The organism is Rudaea sp. 3F27F6, from assembly GCF_005503555.1.
GTDB lineage: Bacteria > Pseudomonadota > Gammaproteobacteria > Xanthomonadales > Rhodanobacteraceae > Rudaea.
In genome coordinates this window covers 819948-843720 of record NZ_SCNG01000002.1, presented here as the reverse complement: position 1 = coordinate 843720, position 23773 = coordinate 819948, and the positions used below count along the sequence as shown (strand labels likewise).

Annotated in this window: 26 protein-coding genes; 19 read left to right on the top strand and 7 right to left on the bottom strand. The window is 62.0% G+C overall.

Going from position 1 to position 23773, the window contains the following annotated elements:
• Positions 1-10 precede the first annotated feature (10 nt).
• From FFS30_RS11445 to FFS30_RS11415, 7 genes are all read left to right on the top strand, one after another.
• Positions 11-454 (top strand): helix-turn-helix transcriptional regulator, encoded by a 444-nt coding sequence (locus tag FFS30_RS11445; protein ID WP_137913258.1) that lies wholly within the window; start codon positions 11-13, stop codon positions 452-454.
• Positions 455-625: 171 nt separating this feature from the next.
• The gene (locus tag FFS30_RS11440; RefSeq protein ID WP_137913257.1) at positions 626-3733 is read left to right on the top strand and encodes a type 4 pilus major pilin; all 3108 of its coding nucleotides are present in this window, start codon (positions 626-628) and stop codon (positions 3731-3733) included.
• A gap of 323 nt (positions 3734-4056) precedes the next feature.
• Positions 4057-4455, top strand: coding sequence for a DUF6573 family protein (locus FFS30_RS11435; RefSeq protein WP_137913256.1), 399 nt, complete (start codon positions 4057-4059; stop codon positions 4453-4455).
• Between the two features lie 338 nt (positions 4456-4793).
• Complete coding sequence (locus FFS30_RS11430; RefSeq protein WP_137913255.1) at positions 4794-5444, top strand: hypothetical protein; 651 nt, start codon at positions 4794-4796, stop codon at positions 5442-5444.
• A gap of 188 nt (positions 5445-5632) precedes the next feature.
• A complete protein-coding gene (locus FFS30_RS11425) occupies positions 5633-6535 on the top strand; it encodes a DUF4942 domain-containing protein (RefSeq protein ID WP_137913254.1) in 903 nt (300 codons plus the stop codon).
• A gap of 253 nt (positions 6536-6788) precedes the next feature.
• Positions 6789-7424 (top strand): J domain-containing protein, encoded by a 636-nt coding sequence (locus tag FFS30_RS11420; protein ID WP_137913253.1) that lies wholly within the window; start codon positions 6789-6791, stop codon positions 7422-7424.
• Between the two features lie 174 nt (positions 7425-7598).
• Positions 7599-8414 carry an abortive infection family protein gene (locus FFS30_RS11415; protein WP_137913252.1) on the top strand — a complete coding sequence of 272 codons (816 nt, stop codon included), beginning with the start codon at positions 7599-7601 and terminating at the stop codon, positions 8412-8414.
• Positions 8415-8455: 41 nt separating this feature from the next.
• Here the strand turns inward: FFS30_RS11415 and FFS30_RS11410 are convergent, their stop codons facing one another.
• The gene (locus tag FFS30_RS11410) at positions 8456-9268 is read right to left on the bottom strand and encodes an endonuclease NucS domain-containing protein (protein ID WP_137913251.1); all 813 of its coding nucleotides are present in this window, start codon (positions 9266-9268) and stop codon (positions 8456-8458) included.
• A 293-nt stretch (positions 9269-9561) separates the two neighbouring features.
• Between FFS30_RS11410 and FFS30_RS11405 the strand changes: the two genes are divergently transcribed.
• Complete coding sequence (locus FFS30_RS11405; RefSeq protein WP_171014573.1) at positions 9562-10377, top strand: type 4 pilus major pilin; 816 nt, start codon at positions 9562-9564, stop codon at positions 10375-10377.
• A 2-nt stretch (positions 10378-10379) separates the two neighbouring features.
• Here the strand turns inward: FFS30_RS11405 and FFS30_RS11400 are convergent, their stop codons facing one another.
• The 5 genes from FFS30_RS11400 to FFS30_RS11380 form a co-directional block, all read right to left on the bottom strand.
• Positions 10380-11030 (bottom strand): helix-turn-helix domain-containing protein, encoded by a 651-nt coding sequence (locus FFS30_RS11400; protein WP_137913249.1) that lies wholly within the window; start codon positions 11028-11030, stop codon positions 10380-10382.
• Positions 11027-11365, bottom strand: a complete 339-nt coding sequence (locus FFS30_RS11395) for a helix-turn-helix domain-containing protein (protein WP_171014572.1) — start codon at positions 11363-11365, stop codon at positions 11027-11029. Before FFS30_RS11395 ends, FFS30_RS11400 begins: the two co-directional genes overlap by 4 nt.
• 84 nt (positions 11366-11449) lie before the next feature.
• Positions 11450-11857, bottom strand: a complete 408-nt coding sequence (locus FFS30_RS11390) for a hypothetical protein (protein ID WP_137913247.1) — start codon at positions 11855-11857, stop codon at positions 11450-11452.
• Positions 11858-11879: 22 nt separating this feature from the next.
• A complete protein-coding gene (locus FFS30_RS11385) occupies positions 11880-12536 on the bottom strand; it encodes a type II secretion system protein (RefSeq protein WP_137913246.1) in 657 nt (218 codons plus the stop codon).
• Positions 12533-12874 carry a hypothetical protein gene (locus FFS30_RS11380; RefSeq protein WP_137913245.1) on the bottom strand — a complete coding sequence of 114 codons (342 nt, stop codon included), beginning with the start codon at positions 12872-12874 and terminating at the stop codon, positions 12533-12535. The genes FFS30_RS11385 and FFS30_RS11380 overlap by 4 nt, the downstream gene beginning before the upstream one ends.
• Before the next feature lie 153 nt (positions 12875-13027).
• Between FFS30_RS11380 and FFS30_RS11375 the strand changes: the two genes are divergently transcribed.
• From FFS30_RS11375 to FFS30_RS11365, 3 genes are read left to right on the top strand one after another with little or no spacing between them, the layout of a single operon-like run.
• On the top strand, positions 13028-13510 hold the full coding sequence (locus FFS30_RS11375) for an ankyrin repeat domain-containing protein (protein ID WP_137913244.1): 483 nt from the start codon (positions 13028-13030) through the stop codon (positions 13508-13510).
• Positions 13507-14121, top strand: a complete 615-nt coding sequence (locus FFS30_RS11370) for a ParA family protein (RefSeq protein WP_137913243.1) — start codon at positions 13507-13509, stop codon at positions 14119-14121. The genes FFS30_RS11375 and FFS30_RS11370 overlap by 4 nt, the downstream gene beginning before the upstream one ends.
• Positions 14099-14614: a hypothetical protein gene (locus tag FFS30_RS11365; RefSeq protein WP_137913242.1), complete on the top strand. Its 516-nt coding sequence runs from the start codon at positions 14099-14101 to the stop codon at positions 14612-14614. Before FFS30_RS11370 ends, FFS30_RS11365 begins: the two co-directional genes overlap by 23 nt.
• On the opposite strand, the gene FFS30_RS11360 is transcribed toward FFS30_RS11365, so the two are convergent.
• A complete protein-coding gene (locus FFS30_RS11360; RefSeq protein ID WP_137913241.1) occupies positions 14611-15339 on the bottom strand; it encodes a hypothetical protein in 729 nt (242 codons plus the stop codon). The two genes, FFS30_RS11365 and FFS30_RS11360, sit on opposite strands and share 4 nt — an antisense overlap.
• An 873-nt stretch (positions 15340-16212) precedes the next feature.
• Here FFS30_RS11360 and FFS30_RS11355 point away from each other — a divergent pair.
• From FFS30_RS11355 to FFS30_RS11320, 8 genes are all read left to right on the top strand, one after another.
• Positions 16213-16632 (top strand): hypothetical protein, encoded by a 420-nt coding sequence (locus FFS30_RS11355; RefSeq protein ID WP_137913240.1) that lies wholly within the window; start codon positions 16213-16215, stop codon positions 16630-16632.
• 18 nt (positions 16633-16650) lie between these two features.
• Positions 16651-16878, top strand: coding sequence for a hypothetical protein (locus FFS30_RS11350; protein WP_137913239.1), 228 nt, complete (start codon positions 16651-16653; stop codon positions 16876-16878).
• Between the two features lie 30 nt (positions 16879-16908).
• On the top strand, positions 16909-18714 hold the full coding sequence (locus FFS30_RS11345) for a carboxypeptidase regulatory-like domain-containing protein (protein WP_137913238.1): 1806 nt from the start codon (positions 16909-16911) through the stop codon (positions 18712-18714).
• Positions 18715-18792: 78 nt separating this feature from the next.
• Positions 18793-19257 (top strand): hypothetical protein, encoded by a 465-nt coding sequence (locus FFS30_RS11340; RefSeq protein ID WP_137913237.1) that lies wholly within the window; start codon positions 18793-18795, stop codon positions 19255-19257.
• Between the two features lie 21 nt (positions 19258-19278).
• Positions 19279-21921: a DUF87 domain-containing protein gene (locus tag FFS30_RS11335; protein WP_137913236.1), complete on the top strand. Its 2643-nt coding sequence runs from the start codon at positions 19279-19281 to the stop codon at positions 21919-21921.
• Positions 21918-22415, top strand: a complete 498-nt coding sequence (locus tag FFS30_RS11330; RefSeq protein WP_137913235.1) for a hypothetical protein — start codon at positions 21918-21920, stop codon at positions 22413-22415. The genes FFS30_RS11335 and FFS30_RS11330 overlap by 4 nt, the downstream gene beginning before the upstream one ends.
• A gap of 158 nt (positions 22416-22573) precedes the next feature.
• Entirely contained in the window at positions 22574-23275 is a 702-nt protein-coding gene (locus FFS30_RS11325) for a murein L,D-transpeptidase catalytic domain-containing protein (protein WP_171014571.1), read from the top strand.
• Entirely contained in the window at positions 23251-23646 is a 396-nt protein-coding gene (locus FFS30_RS11320) for a hypothetical protein (RefSeq protein WP_137913233.1), read from the top strand. Before FFS30_RS11325 ends, FFS30_RS11320 begins: the two co-directional genes overlap by 25 nt.
• Positions 23647-23773 lie beyond the last annotated feature (127 nt).

Here is a 23773-nt window from a genome sequence, read left to right as displayed (position 1 = left end):
ACCTTGGGCAATGCCAAATTTGGCAAAACTGTTGAAAGATGAAATCGTGCGGCTCGCCCGGCGCGAATTGAAGAGCCAAACCGCCGCCTTACAGCGGGCATCTACCCGTCAGCGCAAAGATATCGCTGCGTTGAAGCGCCAGCAGCTTCAGACGGAGAAGGCCTTGAAAGCGCTGGCCAAGCACGGCGGAAAAGCCACGGCGGCGGTGATGCGTCCCGAACCGGAAGGGAAGGCGGGTTTTCGTTTTCGTGCCGACGGTTTTCGCGCTCTGCGTGAACGCCTGGGGATTTCTGCCGAGCAGATGGGCAAGTTGCTGGGCGTCTCCGGGCAGTCCGTCTACGGGTGGGAACAGAAGAAAACCACGCCGCGTCGGTCCCAGCTTCCGGCCATTGCCGCGGTGCGCGCCATGGGCAAGCGGGCAGTGGCCGAACGCCTGGCTCAAGCTAAGAAGTAGCTCGGCCTGCTAATCCTGGAGCGCCTTTGCGCGCTGCCGGCAGACATTGACGACATGCGGATTCCGATCAATACCTTAAGGAGGTAGTTTTTTCGGAGTGGCGCCGTGCGCCCTTGTTCCGTGTCGCGTAGTCCTGTTCCGGCACCGCTGCCCACCGCGGTTCATAACGCTTTGCACGGAGCGCCCCAGGGCCTGGCACTCGTCGAACTCCTCCTCGTATCGGCTGTTTCGGTCGCCGTCCTGGCTGGCGGCTACATGCTTTACCAGAAAGCCGAGACAGGCGCCCAGGTCGATCGCGAGGTCGACAATGTAGGCACGGTGGCTGAAAGCGTCGTGCGCGTTTACAGCAGCCGTGGCGGCTTCCAGGGCATGACCAACGACGACGCCATGGCAGGGCGGGTGTTTCCGTCGCAGATGGTGCTTCCGAGCGGCAGCGTCATCAACACCTGGGGCGGGGCGGTCACCGTGTCGAGCGCACCGGTGTCGGTCAACGGTGCGCCGGCGAGTTCTAATAATGGTTTCAAAATCGCCTACGCCAACGTGGGCAGTTCGGCGTGCGCCAACTTCGCGATGAACGCCGGCGCCGGCTTCTACGATGTCCAAGTCGGCGGCACCAGCGTGCTCAACACGTCCACGCACGCCATCGACATGCCGACGCTCACGCGCTTGTGCGCGGCCGCTCCCGCGTCGGAGGTCGATTTCATTTACGGCGCGACGACGAATCCACTGGGGCCGAACAGCTGCTCCACGAGCTTGCCGCCGGGCCAGACGCAAACCCAAACTTTCAACTGCCCATCCGGCGAGCTCATCTCGAACGCGGGCCCCTATCAATACCTCGCCAGCGCTCCGCAGACGAGCGCACGCAACGCATTTTGTTCGGGCGGCGGCACCGTCAGCTGGACGCCTTGGAGCGCATGGTCGCCGACGTTCTCGTGCGCGCCGATTTGCACCGGCACGAGCACGCCGGAGAGCGCTCCCGCCAACTGTCCACCGGGGGAAGTTTCTTCCGCCGCGCCTTACGGTTCGACGAGCGGCACCGAATCGCGCGTCAACTCGCAGGCGTGCGCCACGCCCATCGGCCCGCTCGGCGCGCCGTCCAATCCGTCCTGGACGATCACCGGGCAATCGTGTGCGCCGGTTTGCGCCGCGCCGGCGCCGACGACGGCAACGCGAGCCGCACCATGTCCACCAGGGCAATTCGATTCAAGCGCGCCGTATGGAGCGACGAGTGGAACGCAGAGCCAGACCACCACGTATTCGTGCTCGACTCCCGTCGGACCGGTGACGTCAGCAACGGGCGCGTGGGGCGCGCCGAGCGGTCAAAGCTGCTCGCCCGCGTGCACGCCGGTTTCGACGGCGGAGAGCGCTCCAGCTCCATGCCCGCCGGGGACGATTTCTTCGACCGCGCCGTATGGCGCGACGAGCGGAACCGAGTCCCGGATCAACACGCAGACGTGTGCCACGCCCGTCGGCCCGCTTGGCGCGCCGTCGAATCCGCCGTGGACCGTAACCGGCCAAAGCTGCTCGCCTGCGTGTATCGCGCCGCCGTCGTCGACGACCACGGTGGCCGCGCCGTGTCCCCCGGGGACGGTGGCGAGCACCGTGCCCTACGGCCCGACCAGCGGCATTCAAACACAAACGACGACCTACTCGTGCGCGACTCCGGTCGGGCCGCTCAATCCGCCGTCAGCTGGCGCGTGGGTGGTGAGCGGGCAATCGTGTGCGCCGGTGTGCGCGGCGCCGCCTACGACCACTGCGACGCGCGCAGCGCCATGCCCACCAGGAACGCTGGCTTCGACCGCGCCGTATGGCACGACGAGCGGCACGCAAACCCAGACCACGAGCTACGCTTGCTCGACCCCGGTGGGGCCCGTTGTTCCGACCGTGAGTCCGTGGGGCGCGGCGACTGGGCAGAGCTGCTCGCCGATTTGCTCGGCGCCGCCGCCCACTTCGACCACCACGCCGACACCGTGCCCGCCAGGCCAGCTTGCTTCAACCGCGCCGTATGGCACGACGAGTGGATCCACGACATCGGGCATCACTTACAGTTGCTCGACGCCCGTCAGCGCGGTGACCGCAACACCTTTCACCACGACGACGCCTGGTTCGTGCTCACCCACGTGCTCGCCGACGAGTGGGACGCAGACGGCCGCGGCGCCCTGTCCCCCAGGCCAGCTGGCTTCGACCGCGCCGTATGGCGCGACGAGCGGCACGCAGTCGCGCAGCGTCAACCAGACGTGCTCTACGCCCGTCGGCCCACTCGGCCCGCCTTCGTATGGCGCATGGAGCGCACCGATAGGGCAGAGCTGCTCGCCCGCGTGTAGCGCGCCGCCGCCTACGGCGAATACCAGCCCGACACCGTGCCCGCCAGGTCAGCTTGCTTCGAGCGCGCCGTATGGCACGACGAGCGGAACGACGACGACCGGGAAAAACTTCTCGTGCTCGACACCGATCGGCCCTGTCGTTGGCACGCCGTATAGCACGTCGACGCCACAGTCTTGCTCGCCGATTTGCTCGGCGCCGCCGCCGACGGCGACCACCAACCCGACACCGTGCCCCCCAGGTCAGCTTGCTTCGAACGCGCCGTATGGCACGACGAGCGGGACGACGACGACCGGGAAAAACTTCTCGTGTTCGACGCCGGTCGGTCCTGTCGTCGGCACGCCTTACAGCACGTCGACACCGCAATCTTGCGCGCCGGCCTGTTCGGCGCCGCCGCCTTCGACGGCGACGCGACCGGGCGCGTGCCCCATCAACACGACCGGCTCGTGGACGCAGACTCAGACGACGGATTACACCTGCTCGTCGCCGGTCGGAACGGTCACGCCCACGACAGGACCGTGGTCGCCAGCGACGGCTCCGCCTGGCGCGTGTGTGGCACCACCGCCGGTGTGCGCCAGCCCGTCGAGCCCGTTCACGTATGTCAGCTGGAAGGGTTGCTCGGCGCCGGGCAGCGGCATGACCGGACAGACGTGCAGCTCGAACTCGTGCCCGTCCGGCACGCAGGGCAGCTGCGGCAACTTCAACGCGCCGCAGCTCAACGCGCAGGGCAACTACTACTCGACGTTCCAAGTCACCATCAAGTGGAACGGCATCACGAGCGTGTGTTCGTATGGACCGCGGTTCGTGTCGAGCAGCTCGACAAACAACCTCCCGGGCTCGTGCTCGCCGGCCATCCCGGGCGTCATCCCGCAATACGTCGACATCTTCAACACGGGCGGCAACACCGGCCTGAACGTGCTCGGCCCGGGACCGGGCTTGAGCGGCACGTGTCCGTGAGACCGATCACTTCGGCCTGCGCGATCTCGACGACTAAATGGAACAGGCACTCGCGAATCTTGCCGACGACGTGAAGAAATAGCGGGGAAGCCCAGCGGCGCGTGGCCACGCGCCAGAGCGTTCAACGCCTCCGCACGGCTTGTTCGGTCAAGGGCCAGCCACGGCCCGAGTCGTCGCTTTGCTCCAGCCCGCGCCAGCCGTGGCTTGCTCCTGACGTCGCCCTCCTTGACCGCGCCTCACTGCGGCCGGTTTGGCTCCCATCCGGGAGCGGTTCACACCGCTGCCCGGGAACCGGGCCAACGACCACTGAAGAGGAGAGAGTCATGTTCGAGCAACGCGACATTGTCCACACGTATACACGCGCACAGGCAATCGCTGACGGGGTGTTGGTGGACGTGAGCGAAATGGCAAGAGAGGCGGGGTTCAAGATCCCAGTGGCACTGACTTCTGCGGCGTGGGGCGATTGCGTCGAGTGGAGCGAGGCCGATACGAAAAAGACGGGCATGCCCCAGGACGAAGCGGGGCGGCTCTGGGACGTTCTGTGGATGGCAGGGCTGGCGGCAAGGCAAAAGCGAAACAGCAATGGCAGTCGGGTGCAGTTCGAGCTGCGACGGGTCGAGCGTGGTCATCGGCGGGCGACGCGCGTGACGTTGGTGATGGCAATCGGGCCAGGGGATGAAGCCGAGCCCGTGATAACCATCATGGAGCCGGGCGAGGACTGAGAGCAAAGCAAAAGAAGAGGGAAGAGAAGAGCCGGGTGAAGAGCCGGCTTTTTCGTGGGTGAGGCACAGAACGCGAGAGCGGAAAACGCGGTTGGCAGTATCCCGCTATTAAAGCGGGCCCTATAAAGTGGATGACATCATGTCATCCTCCGAATCTTGACGTTCGGGCGTTTTGTGGGAAGCTGACTTTAGTAGCTTCAAGGGTCCCCTTCGGGGGGTAGTGAGTAAAGGACTTCATTCCGGTTCCCCATCGGGGGTAGTGAGTTTCGAGTAGCCGGGCCACAGAAAAGCGTCGGTCATGGTATCGAGACTTCCCTTTGACCTTTTTGGAGACTCCCATGAAACAACCACGCCTTTTTATCCGCACCCTCACCGACGCCCAGGGCGAACCGTTGGAGCGACCCATCGAACACGGCGACTTCGCCGACGGTCCGAAAGGCCGGCAGGCTGCCAAGGCCACGCTCGATGACGATTATCGCCAGATGGATTTTGTCGCCACGTTTGCCCGCGAACATCAGGGGAAGTTTGGTTCGCCAATCATCGAACGTCGCTTTGTCGATGGCGTCCAAGAGCTTTCACAGATCCCCCATCACACCGATTTTCAGCCACACACGTTGGCTGAGGCCCGGGCAGAATCGGCCGCGTTTCAAGCTTGGTATGAGAAGCGCAGCCAGTTGTCGAGTGTGGAATCGGCGCGACTCGGTGACTTTCAGCACGCCGGATTCTCGTATCCCGAGCGTTCGGCGATCACAGACGATGAACAGTCAACGGTCATTCGTTCGGACCAGGGGATGCGCGAGCCGGAGCTGCCCCAAAAGCAAGGAGCACCGGATTGGTTGACGATGCGATCGCGGCCCACTGAACAAGCCAGGGAAACGCAAGAGAGCAAACCCGATTGGTTGCGGATGCGCACCCGCCCAGATCCCAACGTCGAGCCGGAGCGGCAGCCCGAACAAGTTCAGGAGCGAGGCCTTCTGATGCGAATGTAACGCCGACGACAACAAGAGAACGAAGCCCGCACAAGCGGGCTTCTCAATCAGGCGACAAGAAACTCTTGGCCAAGCCCTCGTTGCGCCGCTGGCGCCGGCGGGCGGCAAAGTCTTTCCTTCCCGCGCCTCCACTTTCCCCAGAGCTTTGCTCCAACGGGTGCCGATTGGCGGCCCCATCAGGAGCAAACATGACAGACAAAAACACATTGACGAGGTTCCCCGCCGGCGGCGGTGACGAGAAGGCCGGGGGCATCACGCCGAGCGTTTCGCTCGCCGACATGCTCGAAGAGCGTGAGCGGCACTTCGAGATCGCCCGCGCGAGCATTCGGACGCTGTTCGAGTTGCCGCATGGCCCAGATCTTTTCGACAGCAGATGGTGCCGTCCAGAACAACATGACGAATTGATCGGAAGCCTGTTTGAAAGGTTTCAAATCTCATACGACTGCGCCAGCTGGCAGTCGCTGATGAAGCGATCGGGTCTTTGGACTTTCATGGACGCCGAGGCTAGAGACGCTTGGAATAAGTCGTTCAATGAAGACGAGGTGCGCCGAAGCACAAAAGCGAGACTCGGCGGGGAGCCGCAGATGCCCCCCTTCACCCGCGCCGCGGTGGAGGAAATGTTTGAGAAGCTCTACCGGGCGCGAGGAGAGATGGTCGAGCGCGGCATCGTCTCTCTCTTTCGCAGCCTCTCCTGGGACTACCGTTCAAACTCTCCGGTGGCCTTCGGCCAGAAGCTCGTGTTGCGGAATGTCGCGAGATGGTGCCATTTGAGTAAGAAATATTTCGGCGATGGGAAGGGAAACGAGCTCGACGATGTGTTGCGGACCCTGTCGCTGTTGGACGGAAAGCCCGAGCCAGATTATCGCCAGAGCGTTTCGGCTGGAATTGCACAGGGCATCCTCGATGGCGAGGCTTGGAGAGACTATTTCGACCTGAAGCTTTTCCGAAACGGCAATGCGCACGTCCGATTCAAACGCATGGACCTCGTCGACCGCCTCAACGTCATCATCGCGAAGCACTACCCGGGCGCCTTAGCGGATAACCGTGAAGGGCTGGGGAAGGCTCGTAGGCGGGGGAGGCGGCGGCTCTAAGGCCACAATTTCTATCGGTATGCTAAATCATGCTTGCCCCTTTGAGCGCCGCTGTTAACGGCGCTCTTTTTTTGCTTCGTTTCTCTCGACGATCGTTCCACATGGAACGGAATTTCAGGCGGATTGACAATAATAGGTCCCTCTAAGATCTATTGACAACCTCAATATCTGGCTTAGTTTTGGTCAAGACTTCAACAATCAAGCCGGGTATATCTATGAAACGTTCCAACACCGACACAAAGGGTGGCCAGCCATGACCATCCCCGCCTTCCCCCTCACCTGGCCGGTCGGCTGGAAACGCACCGAAGCGCACGGACGCGGCGCGGCCCGATTCAGCAAGCGCGCCGGCCACTCCGGCTTTCAGCAAGGCCTGACCATCGCTGACGGTGTCGGCCGCGTCCGCGCCGAAATCGCCCGCATGGGCCTAGGCGTGGGCGAGGTGGTCGTGTCCACGAACTTGGAGCTGCGCCGCGACGGGTTTCCGCGCTCGGCCCAGTCCGAACCGGCAGACCCTGGCGTAGCGGTTTACTGGCGTGACGAACAAGGGCGAGCCCGCTGCATGGCGGTGGACCGCTACCTGCGCGTCGCCGACAACCTCGCGGCCATCGCCGCCACGCTCGACGCGCTGCGCTCTATCGAGCGGCACGGAAGCGCTGAAATTCTGGACCGGGCCTACAGCGGCTTTGCGGCTCTGCCTGCGCCCGAGTCGGCGCGTGCCTGGCACGTGGTGTTGGGGTGCGCTCCGATCGACACGGTGGACGTTGTCCGGCTGCGTTATCGCAAGCTGCGTGGAGAGAGGCACCCGGACCGCGGGGGGAGCGCGGCAGAATTTGAGGAGCTGCAGAAAGCGTGGGCGGCGTTTTGTGAGGCCCGAGGAGTGTCCGAATGAATACATCAAACCGATCTGTCAGCGGTGATGTTGGGCCAGGAAGTCCCCACGGAGACCGCCGGGGCCGGCATGCGGCAGCGGCTCTGATGGGGCTCAACTAGAGCAACCTCAGCGAGCTGGGGTCAGCTTGCATTTATACTTCCAACGCTGAGCACCAATTGGCGATGGGATTCGATGGCCGATCTGACCTACACCGAGCGGGGGAAGCTGGAGCGCTTGTTCGGCATGGGCAGCGGTTACGTGCTCAATTTTTCAAACCGCAGCTTCTCCGAATTCGTCACGGAAAGTGTCCGGCGGTCGATCTACGAAGACGTGTATATGCGAGATCACAGCGGGTCGAAGGCGAACTGTCTTCGGGCGTTCTGGAAGGTTGAGAGCAACCCCGTTGTCGGCAAGCTTCTGGGCGACCTCATTGACTTCTCCGCTGACGTTCCCGAGTTTGCGAAGGATGCGGAGCTCACCGTCCAGTGTCGTGCCATCGCTGAGCGCCTGAAACAGGGCGGCGCCATCGGAGAGCTCGACGCCCTCGTGGGGGCCGGAGACGGTAAGGATTTCGAACTACTTGCTTCCCAGGTTCGCCAGGCCATCGAGGGGGACCAGCCCGGGGCGGCGCTCGACCGCCTGCACACGTTCGTGGTGCGCTTCATCCGAAGTCTGTGCGAGGAGCAGGGGTCGGCCGCGGCGAAGGACACCGCCCTTCATGCGCTCTTCGGGGGCTACGTGAAGAAGCTCAAGGAGGCGGGGCACCTTGAGTCGGAGATGACCTCTCGGATCCTCAAGTCCAGCATCTCGGTGCTGGAGGCTTTCAACGACGTCCGAAACAACCAGAGCCTTGCGCACGACAACCCGACGTTGAATTACGACGAAAGCTTGCTCATTTTCAACCACGTGGCCGCGTCCGTTCGGTTTCTGCGCGCCCTGGACACTCGAATCAAGGCGGCCAGGGCTGCCAAAAGCCCTCCTGATTTCGACGATGAGCTACCGTTTTGATGACGCGGTGAAATCGTCGCGCGTGAGTTAATAGGGCCCTCTTATTCTTGGGGTTTGGGAAGATCCAGCGGTGGGACTTTCTTGACGGTGACGGAAAGGGAATATTCGAACAGCTCTACGTCGCCGATACTCGCGCAAGCCAGCCTCAAGTCCTCCGACATCGTCCGGCACACGATCATCCCGCGCACGCGCTGACCTTGGGCCGCCACGTTCAAGCGGAGCCAGTTCATGTAACGGAGCAATTGGCCGACAACCCGGTCATACCCGCGGGACACCTTCAATTCCAGGACCACGAGCGATCCAGACTTGTCGAGCGCGAGGATGTCGATCCGGCGGCCGCCTACTTCGAACTCGAATCCCCGCATGCCGTCGGACTCGTAAAGCACGAGGCCTGGCTCAATCGTGGAAAGGTTTTCCGCCAGATAGCGCTGGAGGTCTTTTTCAAGCAGGAACTCGCTGGACGACGCGGCGCGGGCCTCATCCTCTAAGTCAGCCTCGTCCTCGGCTTCTCGCTCCTGTTCCAGTTCTTCCTCACGCGCGACGTCGCCTTCGACGAGGTCATGGATAGGGGCCGGATCCTTTCCCGGCTCATAAAGCCGGTATTGGCTTCGTCCGATCTTGAAAAGCAGGTCATCGGCCGATGTGATGGGCGGGTGGTGAAGACGGCTCGGTTCGTTCGTGGAAGCCTGGCGCAAATGAGCGCGAATGGTCGGCTCCTGGATTTTCGGGTAACGCTGTCCGAACCATTCCAGGGCGCGGGTGGTCGTCAGGACTTGGCCCGGCTGAAGGCCGAGTTCTGCGAGCATGTCTCTGACGAGGGCGCGGGTGGTCTTTTCGTAGAGGGTCTTGGCCATGAGCGATGTTGAGAAAAGAAGAAGGAGTTTACAGCTTAGTGCTGTGGGCATCGAAACACATCCAGGCCAATCAAAGTTTACCCAGATCGTCGAGCATGAGAGTTATGGGGGCTCTCTTATTCTCTTCCCTAGGGGGCGTAAGCCCCGCCTTCTTTTCTGCCACCCGCGCTCTTCATCGCGCGCGGGGGCTGGGGAACCCAGCCAACGCGCGCGATCGCCATGCACTTGACAACCATAGTGTGCGGCTTATGTTGAATTCAGGAGCACAGAGCTCCGTCAACATAGAACTGAAGATGACCTCTCTTGCACACATCGACCTTCACCGCGCCGCTTTTGACGGCCGCTCAACCCTCGTCCGCCGGCTCATCGCCGAGGGCGCCGACCCCAATGAGCCGGATGACCACGGACGAAACGCCCTTCACTGGGCCACGGTCCCTGGCGACCGACGCAGTGCCGCGATGGTGGGTGTCTTGCTCCGCCGAGGCGGCAATCCGTTCCAGCCCGACAATAAGGGGCTCACTCCCGAAGACTGGGCGCGCGCACGCGGCAACCGAGGAGCTTTGCGCTGGATCCGCCGCGCTGGCTCCATCGACGCCGCGCGCCGCGCCTCCCGTTCCGCTGGCTTCACCCTGGTGGAAGTGCTGTGCTCGATTGCGGCCAGTGTCGTTCTATCGGCCGGCGTGTTCGGCTTCTACGGGCACGCACGGGACGCGGCCAACTTGGAAACGACTACGGAGACGGTGGTGGCCATTGTCACCGCAGCCGAGCGCGCGTATGCCGCGAGCGGCGACTACCGGAACCTTACTACCGAGTCCGCCGTGGCTGAAGGCTGGCTTCCGGAAAATGGGCGCACGCCGGCCGGGCCGGTGAACGGCTTCGAGCAACCCATCACGCTGGGCCACGCCGACGGCGCGAAGCCAAACGGCGCGTTGGTGCTCACACAGGACTTGCCGAGTGGCGCGTGCGCGGCTCTCGTAGCCAACACGGGGCCCTCGTTCAACCGCGTCCTGGTGGGCGGGCAGGTGGTCGATCCTAGCAACGCAACAGGGGTTGCCGCGGCGTGCGCCGGCGGCGACCTGGTGACGGTGGAGTTCGACCGTTGGAAGTGAGGTCAGCTGACCGGCTTTAGGTAGCGCTTCAACCGCTGGTGAACCCGTTGGCGGGAAAGGTTGAGACGTTGCCCGATCGAAGCCAGCGACTCGCCGCTGGTGCGGGCCTTCAAGATTTCGAGCTCGACCTTTTCGGATCCCGACGAAGACGCGATCGCTTTATCGATGGCGGCGAGGCTCCACTTCGGCTGCTTGTAGCGCGCCATGGTTTCCACCAAGCCGTCCAGGCCGTGCTTCTTGTAAGCCCTCAACCACTCGACCACTGTCATGTCAGCGACCTGAAGCCGCGCAGCAATGCTTTTTATCGTTTCGCCCGTTGAACGGGCCAGCACCCCCTCAAGGCGCAGCTTCTCGCGTGGCGCCTTCGACTCACCCATCCGATTGACCAATGCCTGGCGGGCACCGAAAGACAGCGCGATCGACGTGCCGCGTGTTGCCGTGATCAACGAGCGCGCGCCACCGGCGCGAAAGCGCCGCAGCCACCGCTGGACGGTTTGCGGATGGACGCCCAGCTTCACGGCGGCAACCGGCTGGCTGTCGCCGTTGAGAAACGCAAGCACGGCTTTGGCGCGCACGCGCGCGTCAGCCGGCCCCTTTTCCGCGATGCGGGCCAGCTCCTGACGCTCGGACGCGCTGATCGTCTTCTCACTCATGCTTTCGTTTTCCGGGTTCGAACCCTTGTTTTCTTGTCGGCCAAGCCAGCCAGGCCGCGGGCTTTGAAACGGGCTACCCAAAGGCTGACCGAGGCAAGCGACACATCGAGGCTCGCTGCCGTTTCCTTGAGCGACTTTCCCCCGCACAGGGAGAGCACCGATTCTAACCGCAGGCGCTCACGGCGCGACGCATGCTTCAACGCATGGGAAACGGCACGCACGGACTTGCGGTCCAACGTCGCGAATAGATGCTGGACTTGGCGAATGCCACGGTGACGTGCCCGTGCGCGGGTTGCGGCCGCGGGCGGAGAGGACTTGGAGAAAGCGTAAAGCATTACCCGCTCCGCCGCGGTAAATGTCTTCCTATTCATGACGTCGACGATCCCTTTGCGCCCTTCAAAAATTTCAAACCAGCTGCCTTAAACCACGCCGCCCAAGAGGAGACCTGGAGGCGCTGGTGTTCGGTGTTTGACTGGATCACCGAACAGATGCTGCTCGCCCTTTGCTGTGACCTTTAGCCTGTTAAGGCGAACTGTTACCTGGCCCTTTGTGAAGGGGCCGGCGTCGCGATTCACCAGCGCAACGAGTTCTTTCCTGCGCCGTTTGTTTGCCAGCGATGGATCCGACCGCAGGGCGGCGACCAATCCTTTGGACAAGGGCGAGCTTGGACGAAAAGCCGAATCCTCGGTGGCCTGAGAGAACACGACGCGCACCGGCAAACCACCACGTTCGAGTTGTTCGAAGGCGAATAAAAGGTCGCTGGAGGAAATCTGGAGAAAGTCCGTGCCGACCGATTTGACGTTGAATGTTCTCGCTTCGCTTTTCATTGCTTCCTCCGAGGGTTAAGAGTTAAGGTTCCTGGCACCAGCCGTATTCGGGGCTCATCCAATAGGGGCGCCCCCAGGGGTCCCACTCGATTTGGATTTGGTCGACGAAGTCGCTGCTCGTGCAGGCGGCCACCAATTTCGAAGGATCCGTGAAAGGCTGGACGCATACCGTTTGCTCACCCGAGCGCACGATCTCGATTTGCTGCGCGCCAAATGCATGAACGCCGTTCTGAAGAAGCTGGATACATTGCGTCGCCGACAAGTCGGAAAAGGTCGCTTGGAGCTGGAAAGGATTGAGCGTGCCATCCGGGTTGCCCAGCGACATCGTCGACCAATAGAACGGATGGCCGAACGCGTCGTTGCACAGGTAAGGCACTTTGGAAGTGTCGGACCACGGGTGGCACAGCTGGCCCGGCAACGCCCACGCGAGCTGACCGCCGTATTGAAGGTCGGACAAGAAGGAATCGTCGGTGTCGTGGTTGGGCCCGAACTGATGAGATCCTTGAAAGGCACTGATGATGTTCGTGCTTGCGGCCATCAAGAACTCCCGGTCGATTTTGCCCTGGCGCGCGTCGTTCACCATCGGGTATACGATGAAGGCGGCAATACCGAGCACCGCGATGACGCCCAGCGTAAGCACGATTTCGACCAGGGTGAAGCCGCGGACGTTCGTGTTCATGGCTTATCTCCGACGATGATGGCGCGCCAGGGATGTTTGGGGTTCGGCGTTTGCCAGAAGGCCACCCGCGTCGACCAGTGGTCGCCAGCGTCGAACTCGACTTTGCAGACGAGCTGGGCACCGGCTTGGCATCCGGAAAGCTCCACGTGCTCCACGCGCACAGGCGCCGGCCGCTTCCCGTCGGCACGAACCACGGATGCAGCGCGCTGGCTCAGCGCATCGGACAACGCCGCGGTCGCGGCCTGAGCAGAAACCGGTGGATTGTCAACGGGAACGGGCGCCTGACTCTGGCTGCAAGCGGCCAGGGCGAAGATGAGGATGACAAGGCATTGACGCATGACGCTCTTCCTTTGTGGTGCTGCTTCTCATTTTGTAAGGGCGTTTCATGGACCTGGCAATAGGGGCCCCTGCAAATACTTGACAACCATGCTTTGGGGGATTAACTGTAACGCATTAAGAGGGGCCCATTAACCCTTCACTGAGTAGCCGCTATGACCCCCGACTCGGCGACAAGTAATCCTCACACCGGCCTCTGGCCGGAAGGCGATCGACCGGCTAGCGAAGGGCGGGCGCCGACGCGGCTTCACCTGGCCGTCCTCGATGGCGACGAAACCGCCGTGCGATCGATGCTCGCCGCAGGCGAAAATCCGAACGCCGTTTCCTTCTTCGGGCTGACCCCGCTCCACCTGTGCGTGCGCCGCTACGCCCACCGCCGGACGCTGTTCAAAGAGACGGCCCGAGAAGAGCGGATTTGCGAGCAGTTGCTCGCCGCCGGCGCCAACCCGCGGGCGCGAGACTTCCAGGGCGCCATGCCTGCGGCATGGGGAGAGGGCTTTGCGCCGGGGGCGCTGCGGAACGTGATGCTTGCCTACGCCGAAAGCGGGGCTTGGCAGGAGGACTTCGAGATCGCAGAAGGACGTAACCGGCGGGTTGGCAGCGGGCACGGCCGGCTCGTGGCGAGGGTTGCCGCATGACGCGCCGGGTGAGCGTGTGGTCTTCCGGGCGCGGTGGAGCGGGCAAGACCACGCTTTCTGTGAACCTCGCCGCGGGGCTCGCCAAGCACGGCTTGAAGGTTGTGCTCGTGGATTCGGACCCGCAGGGCGGCTCCGAGCTGTGGCACTCGGTCGGGACCGAATTGGGCCGAACCATTCGTTTCCGCGTGGCACGCGGCACGCCTTCGAACACCGAAGATTATGATTGGATTATCTACGACCATGCGACGGGTCCACGCACCGTGCCCTTGCCCGCGCCGCTCGTTATCATGCCGGCGACCGCAGACGCCGTGAGCCTGACGTCGGTCATTCTGGGTCGACAGCGATTGGCGCAAGAGCGCAAGCGTTGCCTGGTGGTCGCCAACCGCTGGCGTCCGGATCTGTCAGGGCACCGCGCGGCGCTGCAGGCGCTGGGCGATGTCCAGGTGGTCCGAGACCGCGCGGTGTTCCCCACCGCTTTCAGTCGGGGAACGTCGGTATATGATGAGGACGCGCATCTGCTCAAGGCCGATGAGGCCCGTGCTGAAATCGACGCACTGGTGAAGCACGTGCTATCAGACGGAGGTCGAGTTGGTCACCAAAAGCGCCACTAGAAAACCCAAGGCACGTGCCAAGCCGGCGCCCAAAGCGATCGTGCGCAAGCCCGCCAGAGCCGCCCCGAAGAAGGCGGCTCGTGTCGTTTCCAAGGGGGCACCCAAGAAGATTGGCAAGGGTGCTTCGTGGCTCGACGTTCAAGTGAAGACCCTTCGTGCCGCGGCCAAAGCAGCACGCAAGCGGCCTCGCGGCCGGCCGGCCGGGGCACGCGATTTTGCATTCAAGCTCGTCGCCGGAGCGGGGCGGGTGGAGATGAAGACCTTCGTCTCGCGCGAGAACCGCGTGCGCGTGAGCATGCCTGAATCGGTCCGCTCAAAACTCATCGAAGCCACCAACGGCCGGCTCTACACCGCCGCGGTGTCGGCGCTGGTGGCTTGGGCGCTCCAAGAGCTGAAACGTCGGAAGCAGACCCTGGTAGTCAACCGGGATGACCGCGAGCAGCCCGAGTCGCCCCGCAAACCGGCCAAGCCGGCGGCGAAGAAACGCCGCTAAGCCGCTTTGGCGGCACGCGTCGCCGCGATGCCGCCGTATACTTTTGACCATTCGGGATCCCCGGGCGCATCGCCCGGGACGCGCACTCGATTGAAGACCGCGTGGTGCTCAATCCATTCCCGCGCCCAGCTTTCCCACGTGTCTACCGGCAGCCTCATCACGCCATCCGTGAGCACTTCGCCTCCGGCTTGCCGGGCCGAAAGCAACAGAGCGACCGAGTAAGCGGAGGCCGGCACTGCGCAGGCCACGAACACATCGGCTGACCCCAGAGCGAACACCACGGGCACGCGAGCATGGGTCCACCGGGTCTGCGACAGGTGCTCCCGGCACACCTCCATCGAGCGGGTATACTTTTTCAGAACGGGATGCTGACTAGCGAACGCGAGGGCCTCATCGCGATACTGGAGCTGCGCGACGGACAGGCGCCGGCGTTTTTCTTCGGCCCATTCCAACGCGTCCCTGGCCCCCCGTTCCCGCCGGCATGCCGCGCAAACCGGGACCATGTTCTGTATCACGACCGCACCCCCGGCGCGTTCGGGAATCACGGGCTCTGCCATCACAGCGGGTTGCCCGCACAGCCAGCACTTTGCACCAGGACGCATGACCGCTTTGAGCATCGCCCCGCGGATCTGGGTCGGTTTGGCTTGCCGAATTTTCGACACGACCGAACAGAACGCGTCTACCGGCAGCCTCTTGTCCGCGGAATAAGAGGGGCCCTCACTCATGGTGTGCGGATGCCTGCCGGTGACGTAACGCGTCTACCGGCAGCCTCTTCCCGGCGGCCCATGATGTCCCCCAGAGCTGACCCTCGATCGGGTCCACGGTTTGCCAGGGTTGAAAAACGGGTTCGGCTTGAGCGCGCATGACCAAGGTTTCCTCAAGTCGACTTGGTGCGCTTGAAGATCCCGGAGCGCGCGGGACGATGGAGGAAGCGGACGGCATACAGCGCTTCGACCTCGTGCATACGTGAGGCCGTTCGGTTGGCTTCGGGCAGAGCAGCGTGAAGCGAAGCGGCAACGAAACCGGCCGTGCTCATCTTCGAAGTCGCGGCGGCCTTGTGAACAGCATCGAGCAAAGCCCGAGGCAAAGAAACATCCAAGCGAGCCCGTGTGTCTTTGTGAACCTGCCGCCACACGTGCCTTCGATTGCGAACAGAGCTTGCCACTTCGAGCACCTCTTCAAGTGAAATAGAGCTAACTCTCACTATGGAACAGAAGCGCGACCTGGCAAGAGCGTGAGGTCGCCAAAGTGCATGAGTCACCGCTTTTCCCGCACCACCCGGAGCCCGCAAAAGAAACGAATGTGGCTCCCGTGGCATGCGTTGGGATGGCTGACTCGTCGGTTTGAGCTTGTATGACTTGGCCGCCGAGTAGCAACACACCTCTCGCACCCGAGGTGTGCAGGGCTTTGCCCTAAAACAACGTCAATAGCGAGCCAGCACAAGGCTTCGAGCCGGTGCAAGAGCCGACGCGAGCTGTCACCAAAAATAGAAACAAAATCGCCTGAAAGCCTTTGGCAGAGCCAAATTCGCCTCGTGCACTTGCCAGGTCGCCGATCTTGATTACCGTGGAATTAGAAGCCTGCGAAGAGAAGGAACGATGCGAACGAAAACAGCAAAGAGCCAGCTCGTCGTGTGGGCCGACACCGAGCTGGTCGCTGCGGTAAGGACAGAGGCCAAGAGCCGGCGTCTGTCCGCCGCCGAGTTTCTGCGCCAGACCCTGACGAACCGACTCGACACTGGTGTCATCGCGGCTGAAGTAGCTGAGGCAGCGTTCGACCGATACGCCGGCAGATTCGAACTCGCCATCCAAGAGATGTTGGAAGTAGTGCGCGAGGAAACGGCACTCGCACGCACAGAGCAAAAAAAAGAATTGCAGCAAGTGCTCGCCGTCCTAAGGGCCGCTCTCACCGGCGACCAGGTGGAGCGCGTCGCCGCCACCGATACGCCAAAGCAGCCGAGCAGCCAACAAGGCAAAGACGACTGGCTGACCAAAAAGTCACGCCCCGAAACCATCTGACAGTTTACGGAGAACGGTATGTATCGCCTCTTGAATGAAATGCTGGAAGCCCACGACCGCTTTCGCGGGTCGGTCATGGATCAACTCGGCGGCATCGTTGTCGTCATCGCTTTCGTCGCGCTCGGGCCGCAGTTCGGGGTGCCGGGTCTGATCGCTGCCGGCGTCATGGCCGTGGTTGGCCTCCTCACGCTTCCGTCGATGGTGGTCGGAGCGGTGGAAGCCATCCGCGAACGAAACGACGTCTGAAGCACTGAACAATAATTGGGGAGATAGGCAGTGAACACCGACAAGAAAAACGACCTTTTCAACTTCGACGAACTGTCGGGACCTTCGGACGATGGTCAGCATCCTGATGACAAAGTCGCGGCGCCGGAGATCCTTGAAGGGCTCCGAAACATGCGCGACGTTGCCGTTGATCTCAATCAGCGAGGAGAACGGCTGGTCCAGCGAGTCAAACAGGCGACCGCAGAAAACAGCAAACGAGTTGCGGCGCAGTCGAAACAAATCCGTTGGCCGCTTGTCCTGCGTTGGTGGGGCAGCGCGACCGCGGTCGCCCTAGTGGCGATCGGGCTCATCCTATGGAACGGGCATCGGCTGGTGGAGCAGGGCGCGGTCGAAGGGAGAAACAGCACTGAACAGGTCGAACAACATCTGAAGGAAGCGGTGCCGGCGCCCGCATCGACGATCGCCGCCGCGGGACCGACTGGCACGACTGCGAATGCGGGACAGGCTCGGACATCGCCGGTTAGCAGCGCACCGATTGCGGTGCCCGGTGCGCCCTGGCCACCCCAGGCCGTGACGGCTGAAACCTGCGTGGCAGGAATCCCATCGATCAACGAAGGGGCGCAAAACCTGAGTCCGGACAAAAGCGACTTGGCCCGACTCAATGCATGGCATGCGTTCACTGCCCGTTGCCTCGGTTTGACTCGACTGCCTTTCGACGGCAACTACGGATCCTACATCGCCCGACGTCAACCGACATTGGAACCGGCGCCGTCTCCAGAGCAAGCAACGCCGGAGACGTGTGCGGCCCGCCTTCCGATTTTCAACCAATTGCGGTTGAAGGCGAGTGGCCAGGTCGAAGGCATCCAGGAATGGAACAAATTTCAGGCGGCTTGCCAAAAATTGGCAGAGGCTGGTGGAGCGAGTGCGAGCCGCGCGCCTATGACTCCATTCAATGCAGCGGAAGCGGCGCCCATTTCGGAACCAATGGCCTCGACGGCGCCAACGCGCGCATCGAGCGAAGGGCTGGCGGAGGTGGTGCCTCCGGTTCCGCCGACTGCCACGGCGCAGACGTGCGCTCTCGGGCTCGACAGCCTCAATCGCGTCCACGAACTGAAGCGAGCACTCACGGTGCGTGAACAGGACTGGACGCAATTTGGCTACGCGTGCCTGGGCCTGTCTCCCGCTCCGCTCGTTGCCGACGCGCGTGGCTATGGCCTGGCACAGAAGTCGGCGCCGAAAGCCGCGCCGGCCACCCAGTCCGAACCGGTAGCAAGAACGCCCGCCCCCAAGTCAGCTCCCGCGTCTCCGGTGGCGGTCGCGACGGGGTCCATTGACCGTGCGACGTGCGAGGCCCGGTTGCTCGATATCAATTCGAGCAACGGCAAGACGGTGGTGGACATGACGCCCGCCCAGCGTGATGCGGTGGGCGTGGCCTCTCGCTGCCTGGCGGCTCGCCTCATCACGGCGACGCGGAACGGCTTCGTCATGGCGAAAGGCGGCGGAGCAATCACCACGACGGTGACCACGTCCGGGTCAGATGGCAAGAAATGCGTCATCAAAGGTGCGGTCGTGAGCCAGGACGGCACGCCTTTGTCCGGAGCCACGGTATCGCTCACGGGGCAGGGCATCGCGGTGAACGCGACGTTGACGACTGACGCCAACGGTGGGTGGGCGTCCGGTCCACTTCCGGACGGGTCGGTGCTCGCGGTGTTTTCCGCTGATCGCCACTTTTCTGCCAAAGCGACTCTTTCCACGTGCTCGCCCGTGGCGCAAGCCCCAGTGAGCCTCGAAACCTGCAACGCGTTCAGCTGTGCGGCGCGGCGTCTGGATGAAAAGCTTCACCTGGGCGGGCACTGAATTAAGGGGGCCTTTTAACGGGCCCCCTTGCCAGGTCCGGGACTCGTCGTAGAAAGGATAGAGACAGGGGAAAACGTTATGAAGAATGCCAATTACTCGCTGACATCGCTGCTGCTCGATTTTCTCGGACGTCGCCTGATTGCCAGCCATGAGCGGCTTGGGCTCAATGAAGAGTTCGGGGATTTTTATTTTCAACCCGGAGATCGAGCGATCGTAGACGTCGAGGACGCGAAGGTGCGCGGGCGGCTGGTCGTGAACGAACTACGCATCCGCCTCTTCCAGCGCGCAGCTTGGACGGCAACCGCCTTGGCTTTCATCCTTTCCCTCGTCGGCATGCTAGCGCTGGTGGGGATTCGGGGTGTGGGCTCTGTCTTCCATAGCGTGAGTGTATCGATAGAACAGTCTGCTCTGGATAGAGACTTGGCGAACGTCGACTGCGAGGAACTCGTGAAACGCTACGGCACCACGCAGCTAAAGCCAGAACAATTTGCCGCATTCCGCAAACGTTGCGGCGACGCGGGCCAGTCCAAACCTTCTCACTAAGAATAGGGCCAGGGGTATTCAATGAACACGAGCCAAGTTCCAACCGGGTCAGCCGGCGCTGCGACGACGACTCCGCAAGACGGTGCGAATCAACGATCGACGCGCGCGTTGTTGCGCAGTCTTCTGCCCTCGGCGTGGCTTCCCCTCGAAGAAATCATCAAGGAAGCCAAGGCGGAAGCCTTTGACATAACCGAGCGTTGGGACGTGCCGAAGATTGCTTTCCTGGCCGCCGACCTCCACGACAAACTTCCGAGGCTGTTTGGTCTGCGGTCGGGCCATCGAATTGCGGGTCGCATGCTCCCCGAAGACGCGCAGGTCGGGTTCCTGTCGGCCTCGACGCCCATCCTGTTCGCGCTGCTGCCTGTGCTCTCTGTGCTCGCCGCTCTTGGGCAAGCTCTTCTGGGCACGGCAGGGCTCGTGCTGCCGCTAATCGCTGCGGCCGGCGTCATTGTGGTCATATCGAACATTACCAGCCGGATGTGGACGATTCTTGCTGCGGTGTTCGGCGTCTTGCTTCCTGTTTTTGGCGTCCAATCCGTAGGGTTATTGGCACAGCTGCCCGGGTCCGTGGGCGTCATGGCGTGGCTATTTCCTGCCACGGTCGTCCTGTGTCTGGCCGCTGTGGTGATCAACAACTATCGCCTGAGGCTCGTGGCAAAGTGGCTCGCGGGCTTGCTCCTGCTTCAGACGATCTCGGCCCTGCTGCCGGCGGGCCTCTCCCAACTGTTTTGGATTGCGACGGCTTGTTGCCTTGCACCCGCCTATGCGCGCAGTTGCATGGTGCGACGCTGGCTTCGCTTGGAACACCAGGGCAACACCTGCCTTCTGGAAACCATTGGCCCTGCCGATCGCGGGTATGACGCGCGCTTGAAGCAAGCAAAAAACGTCGAAAGAGACCTAAGCCCTGTCATTCACTTCGGCGACTCGAAAGGCGTCTTCACGAAACGCTTCGATCCCTTCGCGCCAGACCCCGGGATGCCCATGGTGATGTCCCTGAACGACCTATCCACGCATTTTGTTTGTTTTGGAACGACTGGAGCGGGGAAGAGCAACCTGCTCAGCATCATCGCGTGGAATTACTTCAAATCAAAAATGGGTGGGATGCTCGTTCTCGACGGGAAAGGAGTGCTTCCTGCGATTTTCACTAACTGGCCCGGTTATCGGATCATTCGACCGAAAGTGTCCACGCTGGCTTTGGTGGAAGGCCTGTCTCCGAATGAAATTCGAGACGCAATCTATCAAGTTTTCAACGTGCAGGGTGACGTGACCAACAGCGGCACGAGCAACCACGGCTTCTTCGTCTCTTCGGCGAGCACGATGTTGTTTCATGCGGCGGTCTTCCTGGATGCCCTGGTTCGGTCGGAAAAGATCCGAGAGACACTGCTGAAAGAAAAGAAGCAGCACGAGATCGCTGAAGGCGAGGTGGAACCGTCAGCCGAAGCGGACGAACCTTTCGAGGTTCAGTGGCGCTGGACCTACAGCGAGATCGGCAAAGTTGCAGCATTCATCCAGCAAGATATTACGGAGGACATCAAGAGCCTTGAGAACGCCGTGACCGTGGTCAAGAACGCCTTGGCACACGAGGTGGCACAACCTGGGCGATTCAATATCGCCGACACCCTGACTTACATCAGATCAATCCCAGGCATGCCCAAAGACACGCGCGGTGGTATCTACCAAACGCTTTGTTCTTGGCTTCGGCCGATCACGGAAAACGAAGATCTGAAGCCGTGGGCGAGCGCCGAAACAGGTGTGGACCCAACCGACTGCTTGCGAGGCGCGGCCATCGGTATCCTAGTTCCGACGGCGCAATACGGGCAGGCGGGAAAAGTCATTCAGGCGCTGGTGAAGGCGCGCGTGACGACGAAACTTCGCCTTCGCGGGCCTGAGGAAGAGCCAGGCAAGATGAGCCCTTGGAAGATTCGCGGGGAAAAAACCGTTGCCATTTTGGTCGACGAAGCGCAAGAAATCGGAGTGGGAGAAGCCGACCAGGTCATGACGCAGCAGGGGCGCTCAATGGGGTGCATCTGCATCTACGCTACACAAAGCATCGAAGAGTTTGAGAAGAAACTCGGGGAAGTCGGCACCAGAGCGTTTCTTAGCAACTTTCGCTCAAGGGCAACCTTTACTACATCGGCTAAAACGATGGCGTGGTTCCAGGAACAGCTTGGGACGTCTTGGTCGCTCATCTTCGGCTCGCGTGGAGTGGCCATTGACTACCGGAACGGCTGGAAAATGCTGGCCCAAAGTCCGCTAGCCGACCCGCACCACCCGGCCAGGAAGTTCTATAACCGGCGGCGGCGATTGGGTGCAGGCACGTTCGCGGAAGACATTGGGCAGCGTGCTCCCATTGCCCTGCCCAACGGAGGCACGGCGGGGGCGTCCAGCGGGTATGACATGGAGAGCAATCTCACGCTTGCGGTGGCGCGCGGGGGCGAATGGAAGATGCAGCCAATCTTCATTGACGCCGACGCGGCGGATCTGAAGGAGCCCTATGTCGCCGTCATTGAAGTGATGCGCGGCGGCGTTCCTCGCAGGGATCTTTGCGCCATCGCAAAATTTGAGGAGCCGCAGTCGGTTGACAACACAGGCAATGCATCGGAGGTTGGTAGTAAGGCGGATTCCGTCGCCAGCAAGCCGAGCTCGACAGGGGGAGTGAAATGAGTGCGATAGACGTTGACCTCGAACAGGGATTTATCGAAGGGCTTTCGGCTCGCCTGCAAGCCCGACGCAGCCGCATGGCCGAAGCCCATCTAACGAAATCTGGGCGTTCAGGCGGGGCGGATGAGCAGCGTCAAGGTCAGTCTAATGGCGTGGCAGCAGGAGGCGACTTCGGATACGGAGGCGTGAGTTTGTCGCATGCCGGCAAGGCAAAAGATTGGACCCCGGACGAGCAGGCAGACGCGCGCCTGGGTTCGCATGCACCGAAAAAGGAGGATTGGTTAAAGCTGCGCTCCCGCCCATCGGAGCAGGCTGCGGAACAAAAGCAAGACGCGCGTGATTGGTTGACGATGCGATCGCGGCCCACCGAACAAACCAGGGAAACGCAAGAGAACAAACCTGATTGGTTGCGGATGCGCACCCGTCCCGACCCCAACGTCGAGCCGGAGCGGCAACCGGAACAAGTCCAGGAGCGCGGCCTACGGATGCGAATGTGAGATTCGACAACATCGAGAACGAAGCCCGCAGAAGCGGGCTTCTTTTAATCAGCCGACAAGAAGCGAGATATCTTTAGATGAGCATACCCTTGACAACCCATATTTCACGGCTTATTCCTGATAATAAGAGGGGACCTTTTATTCTCAAGGAGTCAAGCATGCTCGATCTTACCCATGCTGCGCCGGCAATGAGTCCTGCTGTCGCCGAACGAGCTCAAGCGGCCTACGAATGTCATGCGTCCGAGGAGGGCAGGGCTACCAGGCGTTTGATTGTCGTTGACATGAGCTTGCCCAGCTCCCGCCAGCGCCTTTGGGCGTTCGATTTAAGTGACCCCGAAAATCCGACGGTGATCGTCAAGTCTAAGGTCGCCCACGGTTCCGGATCGGACCCGAAAGACGATGGTATGCCGTCCAAATTCGGAAACCTCCTAGACAGTGGCATGACGAGCCTTGGGCTCTATCGAATCGCAGAGCGTTTCGCGAACGCAGAGGGCCGCCGAGCTTATTCCCTCGATGGCTTGGACGTCGGATTCAACGATGCTGCCAGAGCGAGGCACGTGGTTTTTCATCCATCGTCCTATGTGCAAGAGCGAAGCTACGGCCATCCAGGGCGGTCGCTTGGGTGCCCGGCTGTGGACCCGGGCGTTTTCGACCGGCTGGACAAGAGCGGCGTCGAAGGCGCACTGATGTGGATCGACGGGCCGGACCCTGCGCTCGGCAACGCACCATCGCTTTCTTGTGGCATTCAAGTCCGTCCGCCTCAGCCGGCCGTATGCACGGCGCCGGACTGGTTCGAATTGCGCGGGGGGCGACAACCCAACATGGAGCAAGCGACGTGGCAGCTATTGGCGGCTTCCTGAAGATGCTGCTCGGCATGTCGAGCGCGGCGGTGACGGTCCAATCCGACGACTTGTTCGACGGGCTGGATTCGTTCGAGCGAGACGGACACCGGAGCGTCGCGAACGAAGATCGCGGGGCGGTGGATTCCGAGAGCGAGGCGGGATGCCCGAAGAACAATCAACTGGAGAAAACCATGAAAGAAATGGAAGAAGAGCACGTTGATGATGTGCGGTTTCCGGCCGTGGCGAGTGAGGAGCCTGGGGAGCCTGATGGTAGCGACGTGTCGGAAAGTAGCGCGCGTTCCGCCCAGGAAGAGCGGCTGCGGATGTCCGCGCCACGACCGAAGTGGGCAGGCCCTCGGCCTCGGCGCGGTCAGGCGCCGAGCGGCTGACCCAGTGCTACTGAATGACATAGGAAATGTTTCTGAATGAAAGTGAGCTGCGATGTGCTTTTGCTCAACGCTTTCCTCGGATCAGCCCTGCGTGCATGTTCGGCTTCTCAAGAAGCCTTGCGCGCGC

Excerpts from the sequence above, each read along its gene's own strand:
- FFS30_RS11445 (WP_137913258.1), top strand. The coding sequence starts at position 11 with ATGCCAAATTTGGCAAAACTGTTGAAAGATGAAATCGTGCGGCTCGCC.
- FFS30_RS11435 (WP_137913256.1), top strand. The coding sequence starts at position 4,057 with ATGTTCGAGCAACGCGACATTGTCCACACGTATACACGCGCACAGGCA.
- FFS30_RS11430 (WP_137913255.1), top strand. The coding sequence starts at position 4,794 with ATGAAACAACCACGCCTTTTTATCCGCACCCTCACCGACGCCCAGGGC.
- FFS30_RS11425 (WP_137913254.1), top strand. The coding sequence starts at position 5,633 with ATGACAGACAAAAACACATTGACGAGGTTCCCCGCCGGCGGCGGTGAC.
- FFS30_RS11420 (WP_137913253.1), top strand. The coding sequence starts at position 6,789 with ATGACCATCCCCGCCTTCCCCCTCACCTGGCCGGTCGGCTGGAAACGC.
- FFS30_RS11415 (WP_137913252.1), top strand. The coding sequence starts at position 7,599 with ATGGCCGATCTGACCTACACCGAGCGGGGGAAGCTGGAGCGCTTGTTC.
- FFS30_RS11410 (WP_137913251.1), bottom strand. The coding sequence starts at position 9,268 with ATGGCCAAGACCCTCTACGAAAAGACCACCCGCGCCCTCGTCAGAGAC.
- FFS30_RS11405 (WP_171014573.1), top strand. The coding sequence starts at position 9,562 with ATGACCTCTCTTGCACACATCGACCTTCACCGCGCCGCTTTTGACGGC.
- FFS30_RS11400 (WP_137913249.1), bottom strand. The coding sequence starts at position 11,030 with ATGAGTGAGAAGACGATCAGCGCGTCCGAGCGTCAGGAGCTGGCCCGC.
- FFS30_RS11395 (WP_171014572.1), bottom strand. The coding sequence starts at position 11,365 with ATGCTTTACGCTTTCTCCAAGTCCTCTCCGCCCGCGGCCGCAACCCGC.
- FFS30_RS11390 (WP_137913247.1), bottom strand. The coding sequence starts at position 11,857 with ATGAAAAGCGAAGCGAGAACATTCAACGTCAAATCGGTCGGCACGGAC.
- FFS30_RS11385 (WP_137913246.1), bottom strand. The coding sequence starts at position 12,536 with ATGAACACGAACGTCCGCGGCTTCACCCTGGTCGAAATCGTGCTTACG.
- FFS30_RS11380 (WP_137913245.1), bottom strand. The coding sequence starts at position 12,874 with ATGCGTCAATGCCTTGTCATCCTCATCTTCGCCCTGGCCGCTTGCAGC.
- FFS30_RS11375 (WP_137913244.1), top strand. The coding sequence starts at position 13,028 with ATGACCCCCGACTCGGCGACAAGTAATCCTCACACCGGCCTCTGGCCG.
- FFS30_RS11370 (WP_137913243.1), top strand. The coding sequence starts at position 13,507 with ATGACGCGCCGGGTGAGCGTGTGGTCTTCCGGGCGCGGTGGAGCGGGC.
- FFS30_RS11360 (WP_137913241.1), bottom strand. The coding sequence starts at position 15,339 with ATGAGTGAGGGCCCCTCTTATTCCGCGGACAAGAGGCTGCCGGTAGAC.
- FFS30_RS11355 (WP_137913240.1), top strand. The coding sequence starts at position 16,213 with ATGCGAACGAAAACAGCAAAGAGCCAGCTCGTCGTGTGGGCCGACACC.
- FFS30_RS11350 (WP_137913239.1), top strand. The coding sequence starts at position 16,651 with ATGTATCGCCTCTTGAATGAAATGCTGGAAGCCCACGACCGCTTTCGC.
- FFS30_RS11340 (WP_137913237.1), top strand. The coding sequence starts at position 18,793 with ATGAAGAATGCCAATTACTCGCTGACATCGCTGCTGCTCGATTTTCTC.
- FFS30_RS11335 (WP_137913236.1), top strand. The coding sequence starts at position 19,279 with ATGAACACGAGCCAAGTTCCAACCGGGTCAGCCGGCGCTGCGACGACG.
- FFS30_RS11330 (WP_137913235.1), top strand. The coding sequence starts at position 21,918 with ATGAGTGCGATAGACGTTGACCTCGAACAGGGATTTATCGAAGGGCTT.
- FFS30_RS11325 (WP_171014571.1), top strand. The coding sequence starts at position 22,574 with ATGCTCGATCTTACCCATGCTGCGCCGGCAATGAGTCCTGCTGTCGCC.